This window comes from Streptomyces sp. NPDC005752 (genome assembly GCF_040630715.1).
GTDB lineage: Bacteria > Actinomycetota > Actinomycetes > Streptomycetales > Streptomycetaceae > Streptomyces.
In genome coordinates, this window is sequence record NZ_JBEXYB010000001.1 from 101,131 (window position 1) to 124,280 (window position 23,150).

Annotated in this window: 21 protein-coding genes; 9 read left to right on the plus strand and 12 right to left on the minus strand. The window is 72.0% G+C overall.

Going from position 1 to position 23,150, the window contains the following annotated elements:
• Positions 1 to 40 precede the first annotated feature (40 nt).
• Both ABZ441_RS00505 and ABZ441_RS00510 read right to left on the minus strand, forming a co-directional pair.
• The gene (locus ABZ441_RS00505) at positions 41 to 805 is read right to left on the minus strand and encodes a polysaccharide deacetylase family protein (protein ID WP_358966750.1); all 765 of its coding nucleotides are present in this window, start codon (positions 803 to 805) and stop codon (positions 41 to 43) included.
• A gap of 170 nt (positions 806 to 975) precedes the next feature.
• Positions 976 to 1,818 carry a lysozyme gene (locus ABZ441_RS00510; RefSeq protein WP_358966205.1) on the minus strand — a complete coding sequence of 281 codons (843 nt, stop codon included), beginning with the start codon at positions 1,816 to 1,818 and terminating at the stop codon, positions 976 to 978.
• Positions 1,819 to 2,068: 250 nt separating this feature from the next.
• Here ABZ441_RS00510 and ABZ441_RS00515 point away from each other — a divergent pair, with 250 nt between their 5' ends.
• Positions 2,069 to 2,551, plus strand: coding sequence for a MarR family transcriptional regulator (locus ABZ441_RS00515; protein ID WP_358966753.1), 483 nt, complete (start codon positions 2,069 to 2,071; stop codon positions 2,549 to 2,551).
• 56 nt (positions 2,552 to 2,607) lie between these two features.
• On the opposite strand, the gene ABZ441_RS00520 is transcribed toward ABZ441_RS00515, so the two are convergent.
• A complete protein-coding gene (locus ABZ441_RS00520; RefSeq protein ID WP_358966208.1) occupies positions 2,608 to 3,393 on the minus strand; it encodes a protein phosphatase 2C domain-containing protein in 786 nt (261 codons plus the stop codon).
• A gap of 360 nt (positions 3,394 to 3,753) precedes the next feature.
• Between ABZ441_RS00520 and ABZ441_RS00525 the strand changes: the two genes are divergently transcribed.
• Genes ABZ441_RS00525 through ABZ441_RS00545 form a run of 5 tightly spaced genes read left to right on the plus strand, consistent with a single transcriptional unit; the run spans position 3,754 to position 9,444 of the window.
• Positions 3,754 to 6,648, plus strand: a complete 2,895-nt coding sequence (locus tag ABZ441_RS00525) for a nitrate- and nitrite sensing domain-containing protein (protein ID WP_358966210.1) — start codon at positions 3,754 to 3,756, stop codon at positions 6,646 to 6,648.
• On the plus strand, positions 6,645 to 7,124 hold the full coding sequence (locus ABZ441_RS00530; RefSeq protein ID WP_358966213.1) for a roadblock/LC7 domain-containing protein: 480 nt from the start codon (positions 6,645 to 6,647) through the stop codon (positions 7,122 to 7,124). Before ABZ441_RS00525 ends, ABZ441_RS00530 begins: the two co-directional genes overlap by 4 nt.
• On the plus strand, positions 7,121 to 7,534 hold the full coding sequence (locus ABZ441_RS00535) for a DUF742 domain-containing protein (protein ID WP_358966215.1): 414 nt from the start codon (positions 7,121 to 7,123) through the stop codon (positions 7,532 to 7,534). The genes ABZ441_RS00530 and ABZ441_RS00535 overlap by 4 nt, the downstream gene beginning before the upstream one ends.
• Entirely contained in the window at positions 7,515 to 8,165 is a 651-nt protein-coding gene (locus ABZ441_RS00540) for an ATP/GTP-binding protein (RefSeq protein WP_358966218.1), read from the plus strand. Before ABZ441_RS00535 ends, ABZ441_RS00540 begins: the two co-directional genes overlap by 20 nt.
• Positions 8,166 to 8,202: 37 nt before the next feature.
• Complete coding sequence (locus tag ABZ441_RS00545) at positions 8,203 to 9,444, plus strand: styrene monooxygenase/indole monooxygenase family protein (RefSeq protein ID WP_358966221.1); 1,242 nt, start codon at positions 8,203 to 8,205, stop codon at positions 9,442 to 9,444.
• A 71-nt stretch (positions 9,445 to 9,515) separates the two neighbouring features.
• Here the strand turns inward: ABZ441_RS00545 and ABZ441_RS00550 are convergent, their stop codons facing one another.
• The 5 genes from ABZ441_RS00550 to ABZ441_RS00570 all read right to left on the minus strand — a co-directional run bounded on the left by ABZ441_RS00550 (position 9,516) and on the right by ABZ441_RS00570 (position 15,493).
• Complete coding sequence (locus ABZ441_RS00550) at positions 9,516 to 10,682, minus strand: NlpC/P60 family protein (RefSeq protein WP_358966223.1); 1,167 nt, start codon at positions 10,680 to 10,682, stop codon at positions 9,516 to 9,518.
• 178 nt (positions 10,683 to 10,860) lie between these two features.
• Positions 10,861 to 13,401, minus strand: a complete 2,541-nt coding sequence (locus tag ABZ441_RS00555; RefSeq protein ID WP_358966226.1) for a PQQ-binding-like beta-propeller repeat protein — start codon at positions 13,399 to 13,401, stop codon at positions 10,861 to 10,863.
• A 68-nt stretch (positions 13,402 to 13,469) separates the two neighbouring features.
• Positions 13,470 to 13,745 (minus strand): hypothetical protein, encoded by a 276-nt coding sequence (locus ABZ441_RS00560; RefSeq protein ID WP_358966228.1) that lies wholly within the window; start codon positions 13,743 to 13,745, stop codon positions 13,470 to 13,472.
• 10 nt (positions 13,746 to 13,755) lie between these two features.
• The gene (locus ABZ441_RS00565; protein ID WP_358966230.1) at positions 13,756 to 14,517 is read right to left on the minus strand and encodes a TetR/AcrR family transcriptional regulator; all 762 of its coding nucleotides are present in this window, start codon (positions 14,515 to 14,517) and stop codon (positions 13,756 to 13,758) included.
• 40 nt (positions 14,518 to 14,557) lie between these two features.
• Positions 14,558 to 15,493 (minus strand): diiron oxygenase, encoded by a 936-nt coding sequence (locus ABZ441_RS00570; RefSeq protein ID WP_358966233.1) that lies wholly within the window; start codon positions 15,491 to 15,493, stop codon positions 14,558 to 14,560.
• A gap of 189 nt (positions 15,494 to 15,682) precedes the next feature.
• On the opposite strand from ABZ441_RS00570, the gene ABZ441_RS00575 reads away from it, so the two are divergent.
• Complete coding sequence (locus ABZ441_RS00575) at positions 15,683 to 16,792, plus strand: ferritin-like domain-containing protein (RefSeq protein WP_358966235.1); 1,110 nt, start codon at positions 15,683 to 15,685, stop codon at positions 16,790 to 16,792.
• A gap of 68 nt (positions 16,793 to 16,860) precedes the next feature.
• Here the strand turns inward: ABZ441_RS00575 and ABZ441_RS00580 are convergent, their stop codons facing one another.
• Positions 16,861 to 17,175, minus strand: coding sequence for a hypothetical protein (locus ABZ441_RS00580; protein WP_358966238.1), 315 nt, complete (start codon positions 17,173 to 17,175; stop codon positions 16,861 to 16,863).
• Positions 17,176 to 17,297: 122 nt separating this feature from the next.
• Here ABZ441_RS00580 and ABZ441_RS00585 point away from each other — a divergent pair, with 122 nt between their 5' ends.
• Together ABZ441_RS00585 and ABZ441_RS00590 are read left to right on the plus strand one after the other, a co-directional pair.
• On the plus strand, positions 17,298 to 18,188 hold the full coding sequence (locus tag ABZ441_RS00585) for an ADP-ribosylglycohydrolase family protein (protein WP_358966240.1): 891 nt from the start codon (positions 17,298 to 17,300) through the stop codon (positions 18,186 to 18,188).
• A gap of 73 nt (positions 18,189 to 18,261) precedes the next feature.
• Positions 18,262 to 19,134: a hypothetical protein gene (locus tag ABZ441_RS00590; RefSeq protein ID WP_358966243.1), complete on the plus strand. Its 873-nt coding sequence runs from the start codon at positions 18,262 to 18,264 to the stop codon at positions 19,132 to 19,134.
• On the opposite strand, the gene ABZ441_RS00595 is transcribed toward ABZ441_RS00590, so the two are convergent.
• Genes ABZ441_RS00595 through ABZ441_RS00605 form a run of 3 tightly spaced genes read right to left on the minus strand, consistent with a single transcriptional unit; the run spans position 19,100 to position 23,077 of the window.
• Positions 19,100 to 20,188, minus strand: a complete 1,089-nt coding sequence (locus ABZ441_RS00595; RefSeq protein WP_358966246.1) for an amidase — start codon at positions 20,186 to 20,188, stop codon at positions 19,100 to 19,102. The genes ABZ441_RS00590 and ABZ441_RS00595 overlap by 35 nt on opposite strands.
• 46 nt (positions 20,189 to 20,234) lie before the next feature.
• Positions 20,235 to 21,692, minus strand: a complete 1,458-nt coding sequence (locus ABZ441_RS00600) for a penicillin-binding protein 2 (protein ID WP_358966249.1) — start codon at positions 21,690 to 21,692, stop codon at positions 20,235 to 20,237.
• On the minus strand, positions 21,689 to 23,077 hold the full coding sequence (locus tag ABZ441_RS00605) for an FtsW/RodA/SpoVE family cell cycle protein (protein WP_358966252.1): 1,389 nt from the start codon (positions 23,075 to 23,077) through the stop codon (positions 21,689 to 21,691). Before ABZ441_RS00605 ends, ABZ441_RS00600 begins: the two co-directional genes overlap by 4 nt.
• Between the last annotated feature and the right edge of the window lie 73 nt (positions 23,078 to 23,150).

Here is a 23,150-nt window from a genome sequence, read left to right on the forward strand (position 1 = left end):
CCTCCTTCCGGAGGGCGGCCCTTTCCGTGCGCGGGCCAGGTCAAGGGCGGTAGACCGTGCCGGGTACGGGCTCCGCAGGGGCCATCAGCTGAGGGACGGTCACGAAGGTGTAGCCGCGCTCCTTCAGCGTGTCGATGATGCCCGGGACCGCGGGGACCGTCCCCTTGTAGATGTCGTGCAGCAGGATGACTCCGTCCTTGCCGGCCTGGTCGAGTATCCGCTTCCTGATCAGTGCGGAGTCGTTCGTGGAGTAGTCCTTGGCGGTCGCGCTCCACAGGACCTGTGCGAGCCCGAGCTCCTCGCAGACGCCGGAGACGGTGTCGTCGGTGCGGCCCTGAGGGGGACGCATCAACCGGGGCCTCTTCCCGGTGATCTCCTCGATCGCGAGCTGGGTCCTCTCCAGCTCCGCCCGTATCTCCGCGGGCTTCTTCTCCGTCAGGATCTGGTGGGACCAGGTGTGATTGGCGACCTCGTGTCCCTCGGCCGCGATGCGCCGCACGGTCTCCGGGTGCTTCAGGACGTGGTTCTCGCCCAGCAGGAAGAACGTGGCAGGCACCTTCTTCTCCTTGAGTACGTCCAGGAGGCGCGGGGTGTCCTTCGCCGGCCCCGCGTCGAACGTCAGCGCGATGCACTTTGCCTTGCGGCAGTCCACCTGGCCGAACACCCCCTTGGCGTCGGAGGCCGCCTCGGCGCGGGCGGATCCGGGAGCTGTCGTCTCCATCGCGCATCCGCCGAGCGCCAGAGTGAGCACCGTCACCAGAGCGGCGGCCAACCCCGAACCGAACGGCGTCGTCTTTCCGGGCACAACAGACACAGCGCGTCACTTCCCCATGGCTCGGCCACACACCGGCGGTGCGGCACGGCGTGACTATACACAGCGTGTATACGTGGTGTGCATAGTAGGGTCCGGGGCAACGCCGGACCCCGGCGACCTGGAGCTGGTCACCGGGGCCCGGGTTCTGCGTCGTGCGGGGATCAGCCGTTCGCGAGTGCCACCACGCGGTCAAGGGCGCCGTTGAAGTGGTTGTGGTCGCCGACCGTCGGACCTGACGACGTGTACTGCCACATCGTGTAGTAGCTCCAGCCGGCCGGGAGTTCGCCGACCGTGGTGTTGTAGCGGGCCACCCAGAGCGGGTTGGTGGCGCCGAAGCCGCCGTTGTTGCCCGTGCAGTCCTTCCACCAGCTGGTCGCGGTGTAGATCACCGGGTCACGGCCGGTGCGCGCCTTGTAGGTGTTCACGAAGTCCCGGATCCAGGCGACCATGCCGGCCTGGGTCTTGCCGTAGCACTGTGCGCCGTACGGATTCCACTCGATGTCCAGCACGCCGGGCAGTGTCCTGCCGTCCCTGGACCACCCGCCGCCGTTGTCCACGAAGTAGTTCGCCTGGGCCGCGCCGCTCGTCGTGTCCGGGGTGGCGAAGTGGTAAGTGCCCCGGATCATCCCGACGTTGTACGAGCCGTTGTACTGCTGCGTGAAGTACGTGTTCTTGTAGTACGTCCCCTCGGTGGCCTTGACGTAGGCCCACCTCACGCCGCTGTTCCACAGGGTCGACCAGGCGACGTTGCCCTGGTGGCCGCTGACGTCCACGCCTTCGGTCTGGACGGCTTTCGTGCCGGTCGAGGAGCCTCCCGCCTGACCGTCGTGGGCGATGACGCCCTGGCCCATTCTCGCCGTGCCCCGCTCGGGGACGGCGGCCGTGTCGGCCGCGGACGCCGCGCCGGGCAGGGTGAGCAGGAGGGTGAGGGCGGCGAGGAATGTCCCCGCCGCGAGAAGGTGGCGCCGGCGGGGTGCCGTGGTTCCGGATCTGTGCACGGGCATTGCGTGCCTCCGAGGGCTCGGTGGGGGGAGCTCATGGCCCAGGAGTGGGTGCGGGACACTCCTGCGGTGCGTGCCGTGGTGTGGACATGCCAACCAGGGCGCTCATGAAGCTACGCACGTAGACCCGTGCTCCGGAAGGGGGCCTGGCGACTGCCGTAGGTCTACGCCTGCGAAATACTGGCGGAGCTGCGGTGATGGCCGGGGCTGAAAGAAAGTTTCATCGGCGGGAAAGCGCATGAGGGGTGCTGACGTGCACGGGAGCGGAAGCGATGGTGAACCCGGCGCGATGGCCGGAAATGGTGTGGACCATGAGTTCCTCGCCCTGGAGAGGGAGTTGGCGGTCTTCCTGCGCCGGGCACGGGCCAGTTCGGGGGAGATGTCCCGCGAGGTCCATCCGGATCTGGAGGCGGCTGCCTACGGGCTGCTCGTACGGCTGGAGTCGGCGGGGCGGCAGCGTGCCACGGATCTCGCCGCCTACATCGGGGTGGGCAAGGCGACCATGAGCCGCCAGCTGCGGGCCCTGGAGGGCCTCGGACTGGTGGCCAGGGAGACCGACCCGGCGGACGGCCGCGCCTCGCTCGTCCACCTCACGGAGGAGGGGCTCGCGCGTTTCCGCAGCGTCCGCGACGCCCGCCGGGGACGCTATGCCCGCAAGCTCGCGGACTGGGACCGCACCGAGGTCGCGGAACTGGCCCGGCTGCTGCACCATTTGAACGAGCGCGCCGAGAGCTGAGGTGCCCGGCTGGACGGCGCCGGCGCCGGCGCGAGGGACGGCTTCACCGCGGGGCCCTACAGCTCCACGAGGACCGCTGTCGCGTCGTCGTGGGTCTTGCCGCGGCCCAGGCGGGCCCGGCCGGAATCGGTCCGCTCCAGTTCCCTCACCCGGTCGATCAGCCCCTGCGGCCCCTCCTTCCGCAGAACCTCCAGAGAGGCACTCCAGTCGCCCTCCTGGAACTTCTCCGTCCAGCGGCTCGCCCCGTCGGTCAGCGCCGCCAGTGCCCGGACCTCGGCCCGGGGGGTCTCGCCCGTCACCGCGCGTGACGACACCAGGGGGTCCGCGGCCGCGGTGAAGAAGCCGCCCTCCTTGTTCCGTGCGTGCGCGTCCGCGATCGCCTCCGATGCCAGCGAGCCAGGTGGCAGCCGGTCGAGGCGGTCGTCGAGCAGGGGCCGGACGGTGCCGTCCGGCGCCTCGACGAGCAGGACCGAGTCGGAGAGCACGAGATGCTCGACCCGCTCGTCGTCCCAACGCGCCAGGACCACCGTCGCCTGAGGCGTACGCACGTGAGAAAGGTCACACGTGGCGCGGTGGGCGTCGGCGGTGCGCCGGATGGACCGTGCGAGGACCTCGGTCAGCGTCAGATCCCGCCTCGAAGCGGACAGTTCGGCCAGGGCGCTCCCGATCCGCGCGGTGAACCACGGAACCGTGTGCACACAGCCGTCGTCGCCCGGAGGTGGGGTCACGCCGTCGAGCAGGACGAGGACGCCACCCTGGCCCGACGCCGGGACGGTGGTCGATGCCCAGTCCTCGTTGGGGCGTTCGGGGCTGCCCGGCTCGGTGGCGAGTTCGATACGCATCGGGACAGTCTGCACGACGTCTTCACGGAGCCTGCACGACCCCGTGGTTGGCCCGTACCAGCAGGTCAGATGGCTCCGCAGGATGGAATCCATACCTCCATGCATATGCGGGCGGGCATAATCCCAAAGCCCGGCCCGAAGTTCCACCCGGTGGCCCGTGCATGCCCAGCGGCGCCCGTGGGGAGACTTGTTCGCCAACTCCGGATTGCTGTTCACTCCTTTGAGTGGCGGAGCGGTTGATGCGCGGCCCCCTCTCAAAAGCGCTGGAATGGTCAGAAGCCGTACCAGGGCGGGGAGCCCATACACGTGACCGTGCGTCACCTCTGCTTCAAGGGCGGACGATCAAGATTGCGAGCACCGGTGCAGAAGAAGCGGCCTCGGAGCAAGAACAGCGCGCGCGAGGAGTCCGGGGCGACGCCTCAGGCGGCTGTGGCCTCCAAACGGACCGTGCGGGTACGCAGCCGGCTCGTCGCCGGCGTTGCCGTCGTAGGGATCACCGTCATCGCCGCGGGCGCCCCGGCGGCGCTCGGCGCGTCCTCCGATCTCAACGAGTCCCAGCGGCTGGTCACGCTCGCAGAGCTGAACCAGCAGGCGATCACCCTCGCGCACTCCCTCGCGGACGAGCGCGACGAGGTCACCGCCCACATCGCGGGCGGCCGTGAGGGCGACGGCAAGGACGGCACGACGAGCCCCGCGGCCCGTGTCGACCAGCAGGTGGACGAGATCCGGGAGGCCGCCCCGGCGGCGCTGCGCCGCGACCTCGCCGACATCCCCTCGCTGCGCCGGACCGCCCTCACGGGCGAGGGCTCGGCGATGGAGGCGTACCAGGCGTACTCCGAGGTCATCGCCAAGCTCCAGGACCTCGCCGACGAGCTCGCCGAGAAGACTCCGCCGCGGGCCGCCGACGCGACCCGCGCCCCGCTCGCCCTCGGCGGCGCCGTGGAGCGGGCCTCCGCCACCAGGGGGTTGCTCCTGGCCGCGCTCGCGGTGCCCGGTACCGAGCCGCAGCAGCCGGAGATCGACCCGCTCACCGGTCTGCCCGTCCAGAGCCAGGACGGAGGCACCGACGAGGACGACCGCAGCCGCGACGAGTTGAGCGCGGCCGCCCAGCAGGCGCGGGTGCACGAGCTCGCCTCGCTCGCGGAGTTCGACCAGTCCGCCGGTACCTCCGCCCGGGACAGGCTCGCCTCCACGGTCACCGGCTCCGAGGTCGCCGTCGCGGAGAAGTACCTCACACGTTTCACCGACCGCCCCGAGCTGTCCGACGCGGACCGGCAGGCCGACCCCGGGAAGGTCGAGGCCGCGCTCTCCGCCAGGATCGACCGCATGCGCGGTGTCGAGTCCGCGCTGGGCACCGCACAGGTCAAGCGTCTGGAGGCGCTGCGCGACGACGACGTCACCGCGCTGGAACTCCACCTCGCCCTGCTCGGCGGCTGTCTGCTGATCGCCGTCGGCGTCTCCACCGCCGTCGCCCGCACCCTCACGCAGCCGCTCGCCGTCCTGCGGCTCGGGGCCGGCCGCATCGCAGCCGAGCCCGAGAGCGCCGAACCCGTCCGCTACACCGGGCGCAACGACGAGTTCGCCCAGGTCGTGCGGTCCATCAACACCCTGCACGGCAAGCTGCAGGAGCTGCACCACGACGTCACAGGCCGGCACGAGAGCATGCAGGCGGAGCACGGCGAGCTGATCGCGGGCCGCGAGGCCCTCACACTCCAGCGGGCCGAACTCCAGGTCCGGGTGGCGGAACTCGGCTCCCAGCTCGAACGGCTGAGGAACACGGTCCACCACACCTTCGTCAATCTGTCGCTGCGCACGCTCGGCCTCGTCGAGCGCCAGCTCGGCGTCATCGAGGGCATGGAGGAGCGCGAGCAGGACCCGGAGCGCCTCGCGACCCTCTTCAAGCTCGACCACATGGCCACCGTCATGCGGCGCCACAGCGAGAACATGCTGGTTCTCGCGGGTACCGATCACAGCCAGGGGCACGCCGGCCCGATCCCGCTGGTCAACGTACTGCGCGCCGCGGTCAGCGAGATCGAGCGGTACGAGCGGGTCACCATCCAGTCGCTGCCGTCGCACGCCCAGGTCGCGGGCTTCGCAGCCGACGACCTGAGTCACCTGGTCGCCGAACTCCTGGAGAACGCGACCTCCTTCTCCCCGCCCGACTCCCATGTCGAGCTCTCCGGCTGGCTGCTGGAGACCGGCGAGGTGATGCTCTCCGTCCAGGACGCGGGCATCGGCATGTCGGTGGTCCGGATGAGCGAGCTCAATGCGAGGCTGGCCGACCCGGCGTCCTTCGAAGCGGGCGAACAGACCGCGGACGGGGCCGGGCTGGGTCTTCAGGTGACCTCGCTGCTGGCCGCCCGCCACGGCATCCGGGTACAGCTGCGCGAACAGAAGGGGAGCGGGGTGACCGCGGTCGTCGTCCTTCCGCAGGCGCTGCTGCCCAAGTCGCCGCCCGCGGCCTCTCCGCCGCCCGTACCGCTGCCCGGGGACGCGCCCACGCTGAACCTGCCGGGTTCCGTGGCCGAGGCCAACTCCAACGCACTCCCGCCCCGCCCCGCCCCTTCCGCCGACGACCCGCTGATCGCGGCCGCGGAGCGGACCCTGCAGGCGGCTTCCCCGCAGCCCGCGACGCCTGCGCCCGCCGAGCCGGTCTCCGAGGCGGCCCCGCAGGCTCCCGAGGCCTCACAGGCCCCACAGGCCCCCCAAGCCCCTGAGGCTCCGCAGACCCCTCGGGCTTCCCATCCCGGGGCCGGGCTCCACGAGGAGGCCGAGGCCGAGGCCGAGACCACGATGCAGGTCCGGCTGCCGGTGCAGCAGGACGCGTCGAGCCCGTACGCCGTCGGACCCGACAGCCACGAGCGCACCGCCGACACGAGCCCCACGACGGCATCCGCAGCCGCGCCCGCGCCCACTCCGGCCGCCGACGTCGTCCCCGGCCCCCGGCAGCCGCTCACCGGACTGGGCGAGGAGGTGCCCGACCCGGCACCCCTGCCCGAGCGCCTCACGGACAAGGGGCTGCCCAAGCGCACCCCCAGGATCGCCGCGCAGTCGTCGGCCCCGGCCACCGAGCGCAAGGGCAGCCTGGACAAGGACGCCCTGCGCCGTCGGCTCGGCGGATTCCACCAGGGGGCGAAGGACGGCCGCCGCGATGTCGAGGCGGAGATCGGCGAGAGCGGCCCACAGACCGACCAAGACCGTACCGACGGTCGAATCGATGAGACGGGGGACACAGTCGAGGAGGCACGCAGTTGACTGCGCCCAGCACATTCGGGCTGAGCACCGAGGCCCGGAACCTTCACTGGTTGCTGAGCAATCTCGTGGAGGAGGTGCCAGGGGTCCACTCGGTCACCGTCGTCTCGTCCGACGGACTCATGCTGCTCTCCTCGGACCCCGGTCTCGCGACGGCCACGGCGTCAGGACGGAAGGATGGCCCCCGGGGCTCCAGCGCCGACCTCGCCACCATCGTCTCCGGCATCGGATCCCTCACGATCGGTGCCGCCAAGCTGATGGACGGCGGCGGCGTCAAGCAGACGATGGTCGCGATGGAGGAGGGCAGCGTCTTCGTCATGTCGATCAGTGACGGTTCCCTCCTCGGGGTACACGCCACCCCCGACTGCGACATGAGCGTCGTCGCCTACCACATGGCGCTCTTCGTCGGCCGTGCCGGACACGTACTCACCCCCGAACTCCGCAGTGAGCTGCGCAAATCGATGGAGAGCACCCAGTGACGTCAGCTGCTGAACCCGTACGAAAACTCCCCGTCAGGGGCTCCGACCGCAAGGCCGCACGGGTCCGTCCGTACTCCCTCACCGGTGGCCGCACCCGCTTCGGCCACGTCCTGCTCGTCGAGACGTTCGTCGCCGCGCTGGAGGCCCCCGAGGAGCGCCGGGAACTCACGAACGGCAACCTCGCCTCGCGCGTCATGCCGGAGCTCCACGCCATCGTCGAGCTCTGCCGCCGGATGCGTACGGTCGCGGAGATCTCCGCCCTGCTGAAGATGCCGCTCGGCGTGGTCCGGGTACTGCTCAGCGACTTGGCCGACCAGGGAAAGATCCGCGTCTACGGCACCGGTCACGGCACCGGCCAGCCCGACCGCGCACTTCTCGAAAGGGTGCTCAATGGACTCCGCCGTCTCTGAGGCGCCGCTCTTCACTCCGCGTCAGCGGAACCCGCAGGACCGGACCGACGAGCCGGTGCAGTCCTGGCAGCTCGACCACACGCGCGCGCCGATCGCCACCAAGATCGTCGTGGCGGGCGGGTTCGGCGTCGGCAAGACGACCTTCGTCGGCTCGGCCTCCGAGATAACCCCGCTCCAGACCGAAGCGCTGATGACGCAGGCCAGTGAGGAGACCGACGACCTCACGGCCACGCCCGACAAGGTCACCACGACCGTCGCGATGGACTTCGGCCGCCTCACACTGGACGACGACCTCGTCCTGTACGTCTTCGGAACCCCCGGCCAGCAGCGCTTCTGGTTCATGTGGGACGACCTGGTGCGTGGTGCGATCGGCGCCGTGGTCCTGGCCGACACCCGGCGCCTCGCCGACTGCTTCGCGGCGCTCGACTACTTCGAGAGCTGTGGTCTCCCCTACGTCGTGGCCGTCAACCACTTCGAGGGGACGACCGATTTCGCCGAGGGCGACGTCAGGGACGCCCTGACAGTGCCTCCGCACGTGCCTGTTGTGATCATGGATGCGCGTAACAGGATCAGCGTCGTCGAGTCGCTCCTCGCCCTGGTGGGTCACGCACTCGACGTCGCCCCCGAGTAACGACAGACGCACCCAGCACACGTAACGGAGAACCGCGATGCGGAAGATACTCATAGTCGGAGCCGGCCAGTCCGGCCTCCAGCTCGCCCTCGGACTGCAGTCCAACGGGTACGAAGTCACCCTGATGTCCAACCGCACCGCGGACGAGATCCGGTCCGGCCGGGTCATGTCGACGCAGTGCATGTTCCACACGGCTCTCCAGCACGAGCGTGACCTCCAGCTCAACTTCTGGGAGTCGCAGGCCCCGCAGATCGAGGGTGTCGGCGTCTCGGTCGCCGGTCCCGACTCCTCGCGAGTCATCGACTGGGTGGGCAAGCTGGACGGTTACGCCCAGTCCGTCGACCAGCGCGTGAAGATGGCCGGCTGGATGGAGACCTTCGCCCAGCGCGGGGGGCAGCTCGTCATCCACGGTGCCGCGGTCTCCGACCTGGACTACTTCTCCCGGACGTACGACCTCGTGATGGTCTCGGCCGGCAAGGGCGAGCTCGTCTCCATGTTCGGCCGGGACGCCTCCCGTTCGCCCTACGACGCCCCGCAGCGGGCGCTGGCCGTCGCGTACGTCCACGGTCTGGGCCCCCGGCCCGAGCACCCGGAGTTCGACGCGGTGCGGTGCAACCTGGTCCCGGGTGTCGGTGAGCTCTTCGTCATGCCGACCCTGACGACGTCGGGCCGTGCGGACATCCTGTTCTGGGAGGGCGTCCCCGGCGGTCCGCTCGACGCGTTCCAGGGCATCAAGGACCCCTCGGAGCACCTGGCCAAGACGCTGGAACTCATGGAGACGTACACGCCGTGGGAGTACGCACGCGCCACGAAGGTCGAGCTGACCGACGCCAACGCCACGCTGGCGGGCCGTTACGCCCCGACCGTGCGCAAGCCCGTCGGGCGGCTGCCCGGCGGCGGTCTGGTACTCGGGGTGGGCGATGTGGTCGTCGCCAACGACCCGATCACCGGCCAGGGTTCCAACACCGCGTCCAAGTGTGCGCACTCCTACCTGCACTCGATCCTGGAGCACGGCGACCGGCCGTTCGACGAGGAGTGGATGGAAGCCACGTTCGAACGGCACTGGGAGAACACCCAGCACGTCGTGAAGTGGACGAACGCGATGCTCGGCCCGCCGCCGGAGCACGTCCTGAACCTGATCGGCGCGTCCGGTCAGCTCCAGCCGGCCGCGGACCGGTTCGCCAACGGGTTCAACGACCCGGCGGACTTCGACAACTTCTTCTTCGAGCCGGAGAAGACGAACGCCTACCTCGCCTCGCTCACCGGCGCGCAGGGCTGACACGAGCGCTCGGAGAGGCCGGCCCGCCCCCTTCCGTCACACTGGTGCGGACGGGTGGGGCGGCCCGGCTCTCATGCGTCCGGGGCGTCGTAGCCCGAGTCCGCACCCGCGGTGGCGCCCTCGGGCAGTTCCGGCGGCGCGTAGGTGCTCAGCGGCTCGCTCCCCGGGTCGGGGCGTACGGCCCCGAGCAGCGGGTTCGAGGCCAGGGGTGAGACCTTCACCGTGGCGCCGGGCCTGGGGGCCTGCACCACGAGACCGTCGCCGATGTAGAGCGCGACGTGCGTCGCCTTCGGGAAGTAGACCACCAGGTCGCCGGGGCGCAGCGAGCCGACCGGTACCTTCGGCAGCCGGCGCCACTGTTCCTGCGAGGTGCGGGGGATCGTCAGGCCCGCGGACGACCAGGCCTGCGAGGTGAGCCCGGAGCAGTCGTACGACTCCGGCCCCTCCGCGCCCCACACGTACGGCTTGCCGATCTGTTCGACGGCGTAGCGGACCGCCTCTCCGCCCGCCGCGGACGGCGTGCGCACCGAGCTGAGCGCCCCCGATGCGGCGAGCGCGTCCTGCGCCTCGCCGATGTTCTTCTCCTCCAGTGCCGACAGCGCGGCCAGCTGCTCTGCCGACAACGAGGCCAGCATCGCCTCGATGCCCTTCAGACGTGACTGCACGACGTCGCGCTGTTTCTTCTGCCGGGCCGCCAGCATCCGCTGCCGGGCCTGCGCCGTACGGGATCTGGCGGCCAGGACCTCGGCGTGCCGCTCCGCGCCGGTCAGCCGGTCGACGACGGCCGAACGGCCTGCCTGGGCACGCTCGATGACATGGCTCTGTTCGAGGGCGCGGGCCGGGTCGTCGGCCAGCAGCAGCGTCAGGTACGCGGAGAAGTCCGTGCGCCCCTGGTACTGGTCCCGCGCCAGCCGCCCGGCGTCCCGGCGCCCGGAGTCCAGCGCGGCCCGGGCCCCGGTGAGTTCGGCGCGCAGCTTCGCGGCCTCGGCGGTCCGCTTCTTCAGCTCCTCCTCGGTGCCGTTGAAGAGCTCGCCCGCCTCCTCGGCCTTCCGGTAGAGCGTCTGCAACTGCTTCAGCAGCCCGGCCACGCTCTGCGGAGCCGGGCCGGCAGCGGGCGCGGGGGCAGGTGAGGCGCCCGGCGTCGGGTCAGGTCCTGCGGGCTCGGCGACGGCGGGGGAGGCGGCGACGACCGCGGCCAGCGCCGCCGTACAGAGGCCGCGTGCGACTCCGCGGGGCACGGCATCACCTCCGGTGTCAGGGGCGATGCCGATTAGTCGGACTACCCCACAAATGGTCGGATCGCACCCATCCGGTCATTCGGTGCGGGGTGATGCAAGGACCGCGTGGCGTGCCGCCCGGGGGTGTGCCCCGAACGGCGGACCCGGTGGTGCGGGCGGGCCTCCGCCCGCCTGCGCGTCACTTCACGGGGAAGGCGTAGAAGGCCCGTTCCCGCTGGACGACGGTGGTCTTCCCGGCGGCCAGCACCCGGTACGGAGCGCTGACCGTCGCGCCCTTCGGGTCCTGGGCCCCGATGTCCTGGAACTTCCACAGCCGGCGCCCGTCCGCGGCGGCGAACGCGGTCACCTGGGAGGCGTCCGCGGCGAGCAGCGTGTTCCCGCCCCCGCTCAGCGTGAGCGCCGGAGCGCCGTCACCGGGCGGAACCTCGGTGGACCGCCGCCAGAGCGGCTTTCCGGTCGCCCGTTCGACCGAGCCGACCTCCTGGTTGCTGTTCGTGGTGTGGAGTACCATCCCGGCCGGGAGCGGCGGGCCGAAGACGGACGACTCGGTACCGTTCAGTGTCCAGACCGGCTTCCCCGTGTCCGTCTCGAAGGCCTGCAGAGCGTCGCCCACCGCGCCGTACAGCCGCCCTTCCCCGTCCCCGGCCGCCGCGCCGGCCGGGGCGACCGCGCCGAACCGCCGGCTCCACAGCAGCTTCCCGCTGTCGCGGCCGAAGCAGCGGAAGACGGCCTTGCCCTTGCCTGCCGCGGCGTCGGAGGGGGTGAGCGTGCCCGCGTCCTGGCGTACGACGAGGTCGGCGTCCCGGACAGCGGTGACGTCGTAGGCAGGGGTGCCGGGTGCCCGGCCCGCGGGCACGGCCACGCGCCAGAGTTCCTTGCGCCGCACGACGTCGTAGGCGAAGAAGTAGGCCTTGGCGGCCTTCGTGTCCTTGCCGCGCTTCTTGCCCTTCTTCGGCTTCGGCGCCTTCACCGTGACGGTGTGGGAACCGGTGAACCAGAGGACGGAACCGGACAGGCCCGTGAGCGGGGCCACCTTCATGTCCGGTACGCCGGTGAACCCGTCCGCGAAGCGCACCCGGTGCTCGATCCGCCCGTCCTCCGGCGACAGCCAGAGAAATTCGGTCGGGGCCGCCAGGAGGCAGAGGCCGTCCCCGGCGGCCAGGACCTCCTGCGCGCCCGCGGCTTCGGGGCACTCCCAGACCTGCCGCCCCGTGCGGAGGTCGACGGCCGTCGCCCCGGCCGTGTCCGTCAGCACCAGCAGCTCGTCCTGCCAGACACCCGCGGTCGACGGGGCCGGGGCGGCGGCCGGTCGGGTGTACATCCACAGGGGATCGGGCGCCAGGCCGGGCAGGGCGGGCCCGGGCGCCGCCTCCGGTTCGCCGGCGGCTGCGCCGGGTTCGCCGGACCCGAAGGCGGACACGGCCGCCCCGCCCAGGACCAGCCCCGCCGCGCCGGCGGCGACGGCGGTGAGCAGCGCCCGCCGGCCGGTGGCCGGGGCTGACGCGCCACGCGGCGCTGCGGTGGGTGCTGCGGAGGGCAGGGCCCGGGGGAGCGCGGGTGCGGCGGCTACGCCCAGGGGTGCGGCGGCAGCCGGGGAGGCGTACGGATACGGCGGTGCGGCTGCAGGCGCGGGTGTCCGCGGCGGGGCGGCCGCCGGGAGGTGCGGGGGCACGGCGGCGAGCCGGGTCGTCGCCCGGTCGGACCGGGGCCCGCGCGACCCGGCCCCCAGGACGCGGGTGGTCCGGCTGCCCTGGCCGATGCCGATCCCCGGCGTGCCGCTCGCGGGAGCACCACCCGTGGGTACCTCGTCCTGGACCGGGGTCACCGGCGTCTCCAGGGCCCGTACCCGTGCCGCCTGGTCCGTCACCGCGGCCGACAGGGGCCCGGGCAGCCAGCCGCCCCTGGCGAGGCCTGCCGCGCCCTCCAGCGCCAGCTCCGCGGCGACCGATCCCGCGCCGGGCCGCTCCCCGGGGTCCTTCGCCAGACAGCTCGCGATCAGCGCGCGCAATCCGTCCGGCACGCCGCCGAGTTCGGCCGGTCCGTGCGCGATCCGCTCGGCCGCCTCCGCCGCGGGCCCGTCGGCGAGCGGGGTCGTCCCGGTCGCCGCGTACGCCAGCAGCAGGCCGAGGACGAACAGGTCGGACGCCGGGCCGGCCTCCCCGCCTTCGACCTGCTCGGGGGTGAGGTAGCCGAGCCGCACCGACAACTGCCCGCCCTCGCGGGCCTCGGCGGAGGCGGCGGCCCCCAGAGGCCCGAACGCGGTCAGCCGTGGGCCGTCCTCGGCCAGCAGCACCGTGTCCGGCGCCAGCCCCTGGAGTACGGCCCCGGTGGCGTGCACCCGGCAGAGCGTCTCGGCCAGGCCCGCGCCCAGTATCCGCACGGCGCGCTCGGGCAGCGGACCGGCGAGGCCGATCGCCTCGGCGAGCGTCACCGCGGGCACGTAGGCCGTGGCCGTCCAGAGCCCGTCGTCCTGCGGAGAGGCCAGCGGCGGCTGCACCCAGCCACCGGCCAGCCGCTCCGCGGTGCGGGCCTCGGAGCGGAAGCGGCGCCCGAAGGCGGGCAAGGAGGCGAGGGAGGGCCGGGCGGCCGTCACCACGGCGGGCCCGTCGCCGTCCGCGCCCCGGGCCAGGTAGTGCACGGCGCTCGCGCTTTCACGGAGGCGCGCGAGCACGGTGTACGGGCCGAAGCGGCGTGGATCGTCCTGACGCAGCGCCTCCATGGCGCACCCCCCTTGTGACCGTGCCCTCGGCACCGGGCCGATCTTACGGGCGCGGGCACGCGGGAGGCTCAGGAGCCGCTTCGGGGGCTGTTCCAGGGCCACTTGGGGGTGAAGCGTTCGCGGCCGTCGGGAGCGTACTCGTACACCCAGCCGCGCTGCAGTCCGAGTCGCTTCGTATGGCCCGCCGGGGCGCGCCGGTAGGCGTGGACGGTGTCGGGGCCGCCGCCGGCGTCCGGTACCGGGACCTCGTACCACTTGGGCGGATGGCCGGTCGGCCCGAGCAGGACGGGCAGCACCCGGCCGTCCAGGGGGCCGCCGCGGAAGGGCGTGTTCTCGCTTTTCACCCGGCCAGTGTCACTCAGGAGGCAGCAGGTGTGCCGCGTGCCCCGCCACCGGGATGATCAGCGCCGTGAGCCGTCCGGCGGGGCCGTCCGTGGTCTCCTGGCTCAGCAGCTCCGCCACCACCTCCGCCGTCTCCTCGTCCGAGGCCGCGGTCGCGGCGAGCAGGGCCATCAGATGGTCGACCAGCCAGGAGCGCAGACCGGCGGCCGGAGGCTGCTTGTCCTCGTCCAGCCAGATCAGGGACGCCGCCTCCACGGCGGCGATCCAGGTGCGGACCATCATCCGCAGCCGGGGCCCCGCCGGCTCCTGGCCCGGGCCGGTCCCACGGCCCAGGTGGAGCAGGATCTGCTCGGCCGCGGACCGCCGCACGCCGTCCACGATCGTCGTCGTGCGCGACGTCTCGGCCACGCTGCCGCCGCGCAGCAACGCACTGAAGCCGGCGTCGTGCTGGTCGACGAAGCCGAGATAGCGGTCCAGGACGCGGCTGACCCGCTCGGTGGGCGGGCCCGCGGCGGGTTCCGCGAAGCAGAGCGTGAGCTGGTCGGCGGCCGATCCTAGGGCGGCCTCGTACAACTGCTGCCTGCCGCCCGGGAAGTAGCGGTAGACCAGCGGACGGGAGACCCCGGCCGCCGCTGCCACCTCGTCGATCGACACGTCGTCCGGCGCCCGGTGGGCGAAGAGGGAGAGCGCCGCGACCAGCAGTTGGGCGCGGCGCTCCTCGACACCGAGCCGTCGGTACGCGCGGGCCGGCGGTACTGCGGGTGCGGAGGTCATACTCCGAAGCCTAAGCGCTCCCTCCGGAAGGGGACCGGCCTCAGGCCAGCAGACCCGAGCTCTTCCACAGCCTGCGCCCCACTCCGTTGAGCACCCCGATGTCGTCGAAGAAGTCCGTGAGCCTCTTCGCCCCCGTCTGCATGACCTCGGCCCGGTGGCCGCTCGCCTTCACCTGGGCGACGGCCTCGTGGCGGTCCAGTCCGACGTTGTCGTACACCTGCGGGTTGACGAAGCACACGGAGAAGACGCGTGCCGCCTCCCCGCAGCTCAGCCTGGTCATGCGCCGCTCCCACGCGGGGGCGGTCACCATCTGGCGGCGCAACTCCTCCCGCGCGTAACGCACATGACGGGCCTCCTCGACGACGTGGATGCGGGTCACTCCGCGTACGAGCGACTGGACGCGCTCGTCGGGGAAGGTGAGTCGCTGCATCCAGTCCAGGATCTCCTCGCCGAGCAGGGTCGCGGCGAACGAACCGGGCGTGGTCGAGATGGTCTTCAGTACCCGCGCCAGGTTGTGGTAGCGGGGCGGCACCGGATAGGCAGGGGCCCCGCCCCACTCGATCATGCGGGCGAACATCATGGAGTGCCGGCACTCGTCGGCGATCTCGGTGAGGGCGTAGCGGACGTGCTTGCTGGTCACGGACTTGTCGTAGATGTGGCGGACGAGCAGCTGCATGAGGATGATCTCGAACCAGATACCGAGCGAGGCCAGCGACGCCGCCTCGTGGCGTGCCAGCTCCATCCGCCGGTCCTCCGACATCGTCCGCCAGAGGGGGGTGTCGTAGAGGGAGACCAGCTCGGGCGGCCAGAACCACTTGCCGTCCTCGGCGGGGGAGGCCCAGTCGAGCTCCGTGTCCGGGTCGAAGGAGTGCTTCGCCGAGGCCTCGAGCAGACGGGCCGCGACCTGCTCCCGGTCCTTGAGCGGGCCGAGGGCGTCGCGCAGCGCCTGGATGTCCTCGTCGGTCACTGTCGTCATGGCTGTGGGCACCTCGCACATGGGTTACCGGCGGTCATTTCTCTGCTCACCGATTATGAGACTGCCTGTCAGCAAGGCAGTCAATCCCTTGTGCGCTACTTGTTGACCCCGCGTCTACCAACGTGTGAACCTGCCAACTGACGTCAGCACCACGGAACATACGATCCTCGCCGCGCGAAGGAGCTCTCCGTGTCGACACACGACCTCTACATCACCCCGCCCCCGGCTCCGACGTGGCAGGTGCCAGCCACAGGTGCCGCCCGTTTCAGCTGGGACTACGACGACGGCCGTGAACGCCTCCTCGCCCTCTACCAGAAGGGCAAGGACAAGCAGTGGGACGGCAACAAGCGCATCGACTGGAGCCTGGAGGTCGATCCCGCGGATCCCCTCGGCACCCCGGACGAGGCCCTCACGCTCCACGGGACGCCGCACTGGGCGAAGATGACCGAGCGGGACCGCGGCGAACTGCGCAAGCACTACACCTCCTGGCAGTTCAGCCAGTTCCTGCACGGTGAGCAGGGCGCCATGGTCTGCGCCGCCCGCATCGTCGAGTCCGTCCCGGACCTGGACGCGAAGTTCTACTCCGCCACGCAGACGATGGACGAGGCGCGGCACGCGGAGATCTACGGACGCTTCCTGCACGAGAAGATCGGGATGCTCTACCCGGTCAACGACAACCTCCAGGGGTTGCTCGGCGACACCCTGCGCGACTCCCGCTGGGACATGCCCTACCTCGGCATGCAGGTCCTCATCGAAGGGCTGGCACTCGCGGCGTTCGGCATGATCCGCGACACCACGACCAAGCCGCTGCCCAAGCAGATCCTCGCCTACGTCATGCAGGACGAGGCCCGCCACGTGGCCTTCGGGCGGATGGCACTGCGGGACTACTACAAGCAGCTGAGTGACGCCGAACTCCGCGAGCGCGAGGAGTTCGTCATCGAGGGCTGCTACCTGATGCGTGACCGCCTCAGCGGCGTCGAGGTCCTGGAGAACTTCGGTATCGGCCGGCAGGAGGCCAAGGAGCTCTCCGAGCACTCGGAGTACCTGCAGCTCTTCCGCAAGCTGCTGTTCAGCCGGATCGTCCCCTGCGTCAAGGACATCGGACTCTGGGGCGAACGGCTCCAGAAGGCCTACGTCGACATGGGTGTGTTCGAGCTGGGCGACTCGAACCTGGACCTGCTGATGGCCCAGGACGAGGAGATCGCCGAGCAGTTGGACCGGGACCGCTTCGCGGTGGAGGAGCGGGCGCGGGTCGCGGAGGTCGCGGACGCGATCACGGCGGGCGGAGCCGACGGCTGACCCGCCCCCTGCCGCCGGCAGGCCCGCGCGACCGCCTGCCGCCCGGCAGACCCGCGCCCGCCCGGCCGCTAGTTCTCGTCGGGGAGCTCGATCGTCCTCCCGTTCTCGTCGAGCGTCCGGGTGCTCCAGTAGGTCGACCACTTGTCGCCCTCGTGCTCGGGAACCTTGCCCTCCGGGTAGCGGGCGTAGCCCTTCGGCGGCTCCTCGTCGTCGGGCACACATGCTTTTCCGGGACCGCCCACGGACAGGACCGGGTACTCGTCGCCCCCGCAGGTCGCCTGCTGCATGGAGCAGGCGCTGGTGAGCAGGGCGACCGTGGCGGTGGCCAGGGCGAGCCCGATCGTGGTGCGGAACGTGGGGCGGAGTCTGTTGGCCGTGCGCATGGTCGGGCTCCCTCTGATGTGTTGCTGACGGGATTCAGCCTGCCCTCACCGGCGGAGCTGATCTTGAGCACGCGTACTCATATCGGGTGTACGTACCGCGTACACCGGCGGAGGATGGGGGCATGAACTCCGCTTCGGCCCTTGGTGATTCAGCAGCAGCCCGCCGCAGTCTCGAAGCGCTCGCGCTCGGTGACGCCTTCGGAGAGCGCTGGTTCCCGCTCTTCCGGCCGCCCCGGCAGGCGTACGCCGAGGTCCGGGCGCGCCGCACCCCGCACGAGCCCGTGTGGCACTGGACGGACGACACCGCGCTGGCGCTGGCCCTGCAACGGGTCCTCGACGAGTGCGGGCAGGTGGATCAGGACCGCCTGGCCCTGTACTACGCCCTGGCCTTCGACGCGGACCGGGCCCGTGGGTACGGGCACGGGATGCACATGCTCCTCCCGGAACTCCTGACCTCTCCGGGGGACTGGCGCACCCTGGCGCCCGGGCTCTTCGAGGGCGGCAGCCTCGGAAACGGGGCGGCGATGCGGGTGGCGCCGCTCGGAGCCCGCTTCCACGCCGACCTCGGCCGGACCGTGGAACAGGCGGCCCTCTCGGCGGTCGTCACCCACGCCCATCCGCAGGGTGTCGCCGGCGCGGTGGCGGTCGCGGTCGCCGCGGCGCTCTCGGTGCGCGGCGGGCTCACCCTGGAGGCGGTCGCCGCGCACACCCCCGAGGGGCCGGTGCGGGAAGGCGTGCTCCGCGCCGCGGGGGTGCCGTTCGTCACGGAGCCCTGGAAGGCCGCCGACCTCCTGGGCAACGGGCAGCGGATCCGGGCCGACGACACGGTGCCCTTCGCGCTGTGGACGGCGGCCCGGCACCCGGACGACCTGGAGCAGGCGCTGTGGGCGACCGCCGAGGGATTCGGCGACGTGGACACGACCTGCGCCATCACCGGGGGCGTGGTCGGGGCGGCGACCGGGACCGAGGGGGTCCCCGCGGAGTGGCGCCTGCGACGGGAACCGCTGAGCTGACGGGGTGGATCCCTCGGTTGCCGAAGCCCCGTACGGCGAACTCCTGTTCGTGCCGGTGACGTAACGTGAGCGCATGAGCATGCCACCGCAGGGTCCGTACGGGCCGCCTCCGCCCCCGCACGGTCCGTACGGGCAGCAGGCACAGCAGCCCGGTGCCTACGGGCAGCAGCCCCCGCCCGGTTCGTACGGGCAGCAGCTCCCGCCCGGCCCCTACCCGCCGCCGGCGGCCTACGCCTACCCGCCCCAGGGGGTGCCCGGTCCTCCCGGACCGTGGGGGCAGCCGGGGATGCCCGGTTGGCAGCCCCGACCGCCGCGCAGGACGCGGGCGGGGCTCGTCGTCGGGATCGTGGTGGGGGTGTCCGTGCTCGTGCTGGGGATCGGCTTCGGCGCGTTCACGCTGATCGACAGGGGCGCGGACGCGGCGTTCCCCGCGGCTACGCACGAACTCGTGGTGCCGGAGGAGGTGCTGGACGGGGAGTTCGCCCTGGCCGAGGACCTGTCGGAAACCGAGGGCAAGGAGATCGAGGAGGCCCCCGACCCGAGGGTCCGGGACGGTAAGGCCGCTGTCGCCCGGTACGGGACGGACGAGGGCGGTGTCCTGGTCCTTTCGGGGATGTACGGACGTCTGGCGAGCCCGGGGGCCATGCGGGCAGAGATCCTGGAGGGCGCGGCCGGGGCCGAGGGCGCGGAGGCGGTCGTGCCGCCCGAGGAGTTCCGGCCCGACGGCTACGGCATCACGGTGGAGTGCCAGGTCGTGCGCTGGACGGACCTCGGCACGACGACCTACGCGCCGATGTGCGCCTGGGGTGACGCCAACACGGCGGCCATGGTCGCCGTGATCCGGCCCGGCGAGATCGCGGAGGACGCACAGTCGGTCGACCTGACGTCGGCCGCCGAGGACACGGCGAAGGTCAGGGCGGAGATCCGCCGGCCGGTCGGCCGATAGGCGACCGGCCGAGCGCCCCCTCCACCGCGCACGCCATGCCGAGCAGCGCCGCGTCCGTTCCCCGCCCCGTCACCAGTTGGAGTCCGGCCGGGCAGCCGTCCCCCGTGAAGCCGGCGGGCACACTCGCCGCCGGATGACCGCTGAGGTTGAACGCCCAGGTCAGCGCGGTGGAGTAGATGTCGCCCGGTCCGTCGTGGCCGTGCGGCGGGGTGGGCGCGACCGGGGTGAGCAGCAGGGGCGTACGGGCGAACAGGGCGTCCAGGGCGCGGTCGTTGGCGGCACGGAGCCGCTCCGTGGATGCGGTCGGGCGTCCCGCGCGCGCCGCGAACCACGCCCGGGCCGGGTCGAGCAGTTCGCAGGAGCCCGGCACCAGGCGTACCGTTCCCGCCGCCACCAGCCGGCCGACGGCTCGCCGCGTCACGTCCGCGACCTCCGGGGCGACGGCGGCGAAACCCAGGTCGGGGCTGTAGACGGCCGGCACGGGGAGCCGCGCCGGCCGCGGCACGTATGCGTCGGCCACGTGGCGCAGATACGCGTCCGCGCGCTCCGCCGAGCTCGCGAGTACCCCGGCGGTCGCCAGGCCCGTGCGGTCGGGGGAGGGGAGCAGACCCGCGCTCGTCCGCAGGCCGAACACCCCGCACCACGCCGCCGGGATCCGCACCGACCCCGCGCCGTCACTCCCGGTCGCCAGCTCCACCATGCCCGCGGCGACCGCCACCGCCGATCCCGCGGAGGACCCGCCCGGAGTCCGGTCGTGGCGCCAGGGGTTGACCGTACGGCCGTGCGCCCCCTGCCCCCAGGTCTGCCACGGCGTACCGGGGCCGGGGACGGAGGTCGCGCCGACCGGGATGCCGCCCGCGGCGATCAGACGGCGCGCGGCGTACGAGCGGATCCCCGAGCGGCCCTTGACCGCGAACGGCAGCCCCGCGAGCGGCAGCCGGGACGCTGCCTCCGCCCGGGCCCGCGCCTCCTCGTGCCACACCTCGGTGAACGCGCACAGTTCCGGGTCGAGCCGGTCGATGCGGGCGAGCGATGCCTCGAGTGCCGCTGTCATGGCACCAGTCTCGGCCCTCGTGCGCGGGGAGGCCCCGGCGCCCGCCTCAGCCCTCCAGCGCCGCCTCCATCACCGCCCGGGCGATCGGGGCGGCGTCGCCGCCCCCGCTGACGTCAGCGCGGTCGGCCTCCGCGTCCTCCACGACCACCGCGACGGCGACCGCCGGGCGGCCGGAGTCCGGGGCCTGCGCCCACGCGATGAACCAGGCGTACGGCGTGCCGGAGTTGTCGACCCCGTGCTGGGCGGTGCCCGTCTTCCCGCCGACCGTCACGCCGTCGATCGCCGCGTTCGTGCCGGTACCGTCCTCCACCACGTCGGTCATCATCCGCTGCAGCTGCTGTGCCGTCGCCGGGTTCATCGCCCGGCGGTAGGAGTCCGAGCCCTGCTGCCTGACCGTGGCACCGCCGTCCTTGGTCACCCGGTCGACCAGGTGGGGGCGCCTGAGGTCGCCGCCGTTCGCGACCGCCGAGGCCACCATCGCCATCTGGAGCGGCGTCGCCGTCGTGTCGAACTGGCCGATGGAGGACTGCGCCAGCTGGTCGTCGCTCATCTCCGAGTCGAAGTTGCTGCGGGCCACCCGTGAGGGAATCGTGAGGCCGTCGTCGTTGAAGCCGAACCTGCCCACCGCCTCCAGCATCCCGTCCAGCCCCACCTCGACGCCGAGACGGGCCATCACGGTGTTGCAGGAGACCCGGATCGCCTCCGCCAGGGACGCCTTCTCGCAGCCGCGCGCCTCGTCGGGCAGCACGGTCGAGGTGCCCGGCAGGACGTACGGGGACGGAGTGTCCGTCGCCGCGTCCGGGTCGGTGACCACACCGGCGTCCAGCGCGGCCGCCGCCGTCACGATCTTGAAGGCCGAACCTGGCGGATAGGTCTGCCGGATGGCCCGGTTGAGCATCGGGCGGCTCTGCGCCCGGTTGAGCCGCGCCCACGCGTCGGTGACCGAGGAGCCGGTGCCCGAGAGGACCTCGGGGTCGTACGACGGTGACGAGACCAGCGCCAGGATCCGGCCGGTGGCGGGGTCGAGGGCGGCCACCGCGCCGCGCCGGCCGTCCAGGCCCTCGTACGCCGCGCGTTGCACCGGGGCCTCGACGGTGGTGACGACGTCGCCGCCGGGCTGCCGGCTGCGGGTGATGTCACCCCAGAGGGGGAGGGGTGCCAGGAGCGGGTCGGTGCCCGAGAGGACGCCGTCCTCGGCGTTCTCCAGCAGCGTGGTGCCGTACGTCTGCGAGGCGTAGCCCGTCACGGGCGCGTACAGCGGGCCGTGGCGGTAGGTGCGCTCGTACGCCAGCTGTTCGCCGGTGTCCTTCGAACCGGTGACGGGTTCGTCGCCGACCAGGATGTTGCCGCGCGGCTGGTCGTAACGATCGATGGTGGTACGGCGGTTGGCCGCGTTGGTGTTCAGTTCGTCGGCCTCGAAGAGCTGGACACGGGCGGCGTTCGCCAGCAGGGCGAGGAGCAGGAAGAGGCAGAATCCGGCGGCGCGCCGGATGTAGGGGATCATTTCTCCTCCGCGGCCGGTGCGGTGCCGGTGCCGGTGCCGGTGCCGGTGCCGGTATCGGGCTCAGGGGTGCGGGCCACGTCGCTGACCCGGATGAGCAGCGCCACGATGATCCAGTTGGTGACCACGGACGAACCGCCCTGGGCCAGGAAGGGCATCGCCATCCCGGTCAGCGGGATCAGGCCCATCACCCCGCCCGCGATCACGAAGACCTGGAGCGCCAGGATCGAGGCGAGGCCGATCGACAGGAGCCGCCCGAAGGGGTCCCGCAGCGCCAGGCCGGCCCGGAAGCCGCGGGCCACCAGCAGGGCGTACAGCAGGAAGATCGCGGTGAGCCCGGCCAGGCCGAGTTCCTCGCCCGCGGTGGCCAGGATGAAGTCGGACTTGGCGGCGAAGCCGATGAGGATGGAGTGGCCGAGCCCGAGACCGGTGCCGAGCATGCCGCCTGCGGCGAACGCGAAGAGGGACTGGGCGAGCTGGCTCGGCCCCTGGCCCGCGTTGATCGTGGCGTACGGGTCCAGCCAGTCCTCCACCCTGCTGTGCACATGGGGTTCGAACGAGCCGACGGCGAAGGCGCCGGCGGCGGCGAGGAGCAGCCCGACGGCGATCCACCCGGTCCTCCCGGTGGCCACGTAGAGCATGATCACGAAGAGGCCGAAGAAGAGCAGTGAGGTGCCGAGGTCCCGTTCGAGGATGAGGACGCCGACGCTGAGCAGCCAGATCGCGACGATGGGGCCCAGGACGCGGCCGGTGGGGAACTGGAGCTTCCAGATCCTGCGGCCGGTGTACGCGAGTGCGTTGCGGTTGGCGGCCAGGTACGCGGCGAAGAAGACCGCGAGCAGGATCTTCGCGAACTCGCCCGGCTGGAAGGAGAGTCCGCCGATCCGGATCCAGATCTTCGCCCCGTTCACCGCGGGGAAGAAGATCGGGACGAGCATCAGCACCAGCGCCGCCGCGACCGACATGTACGCATAACGCTGGAGCACCCGGTGGTCCCGCAGCAGTACGACGACGGCGATGAAGAAGGCCACCCCGAGCGTGGACCAGATCAGCTGCGTCGTCGCCGCCCGGTCGCTCGGCGTCTCCAGGTCGAGCCGGTAGATCAGCACCAGGCCCAGCCCGTTGAGCAGGACGGCGATGGGCAGCAGCAGCGGGTCGGCGAACGGGGCGCGGAAGCGGACCGCGAGATGGGCGAGCAGGGCGAGGAGGCCGAGACCGGCGCCGTACCCGGCGACGTCGGGGGGTACGGCGTCGTTCCGGGCGAGGCCGACGGCGGCGTAGCCGTAGACGGAGACGATCACGGCCCCGATCAGGAGCGAGAGCTCGACCCCGCGCCGCTTCGGCAGGCGTAGCTCGGGAGGGCGTGCGTCCGCCGTCGTTGCGGTCATGCCCCGCAACGTAGCAAGAGGCGGGTGTTATTTCCCTTATGTCAGCTTCGTGGCATTACCCGGCGGACGCTCC

Excerpts from the sequence above, each read along its gene's own strand:
- ABZ441_RS00510 (WP_358966205.1), bottom strand. The coding sequence starts at position 1,818 with ATGCCCGTGCACAGATCCGGAACCACGGCACCCCGCCGGCGCCACCTT.
- ABZ441_RS00520 (WP_358966208.1), bottom strand. The coding sequence starts at position 3,393 with ATGCGTATCGAACTCGCCACCGAGCCGGGCAGCCCCGAACGCCCCAAC.
- ABZ441_RS00540 (WP_358966218.1), top strand. The coding sequence starts at position 7,515 with ATGGACTCCGCCGTCTCTGAGGCGCCGCTCTTCACTCCGCGTCAGCGG.
- ABZ441_RS00545 (WP_358966221.1), top strand. The coding sequence starts at position 8,203 with ATGCGGAAGATACTCATAGTCGGAGCCGGCCAGTCCGGCCTCCAGCTC.
- ABZ441_RS00555 (WP_358966226.1), bottom strand. The coding sequence starts at position 13,401 with ATGGAGGCGCTGCGTCAGGACGATCCACGCCGCTTCGGCCCGTACACC.
- ABZ441_RS00565 (WP_358966230.1), bottom strand. The coding sequence starts at position 14,517 with ATGACCTCCGCACCCGCAGTACCGCCGGCCCGCGCGTACCGACGGCTC.
- ABZ441_RS00570 (WP_358966233.1), bottom strand. The coding sequence starts at position 15,493 with ATGACGACAGTGACCGACGAGGACATCCAGGCGCTGCGCGACGCCCTC.
- ABZ441_RS00580 (WP_358966238.1), bottom strand. The coding sequence starts at position 17,175 with ATGCGCACGGCCAACAGACTCCGCCCCACGTTCCGCACCACGATCGGG.
- ABZ441_RS00585 (WP_358966240.1), top strand. The coding sequence starts at position 17,298 with ATGAACTCCGCTTCGGCCCTTGGTGATTCAGCAGCAGCCCGCCGCAGT.
- ABZ441_RS00590 (WP_358966243.1), top strand. The coding sequence starts at position 18,262 with ATGAGCATGCCACCGCAGGGTCCGTACGGGCCGCCTCCGCCCCCGCAC.
- ABZ441_RS00595 (WP_358966246.1), bottom strand. The coding sequence starts at position 20,188 with ATGACAGCGGCACTCGAGGCATCGCTCGCCCGCATCGACCGGCTCGAC.
- ABZ441_RS00600 (WP_358966249.1), bottom strand. The coding sequence starts at position 21,692 with ATGATCCCCTACATCCGGCGCGCCGCCGGATTCTGCCTCTTCCTGCTC.
- ABZ441_RS00605 (WP_358966252.1), bottom strand. The coding sequence starts at position 23,077 with ATGACCGCAACGACGGCGGACGCACGCCCTCCCGAGCTACGCCTGCCG.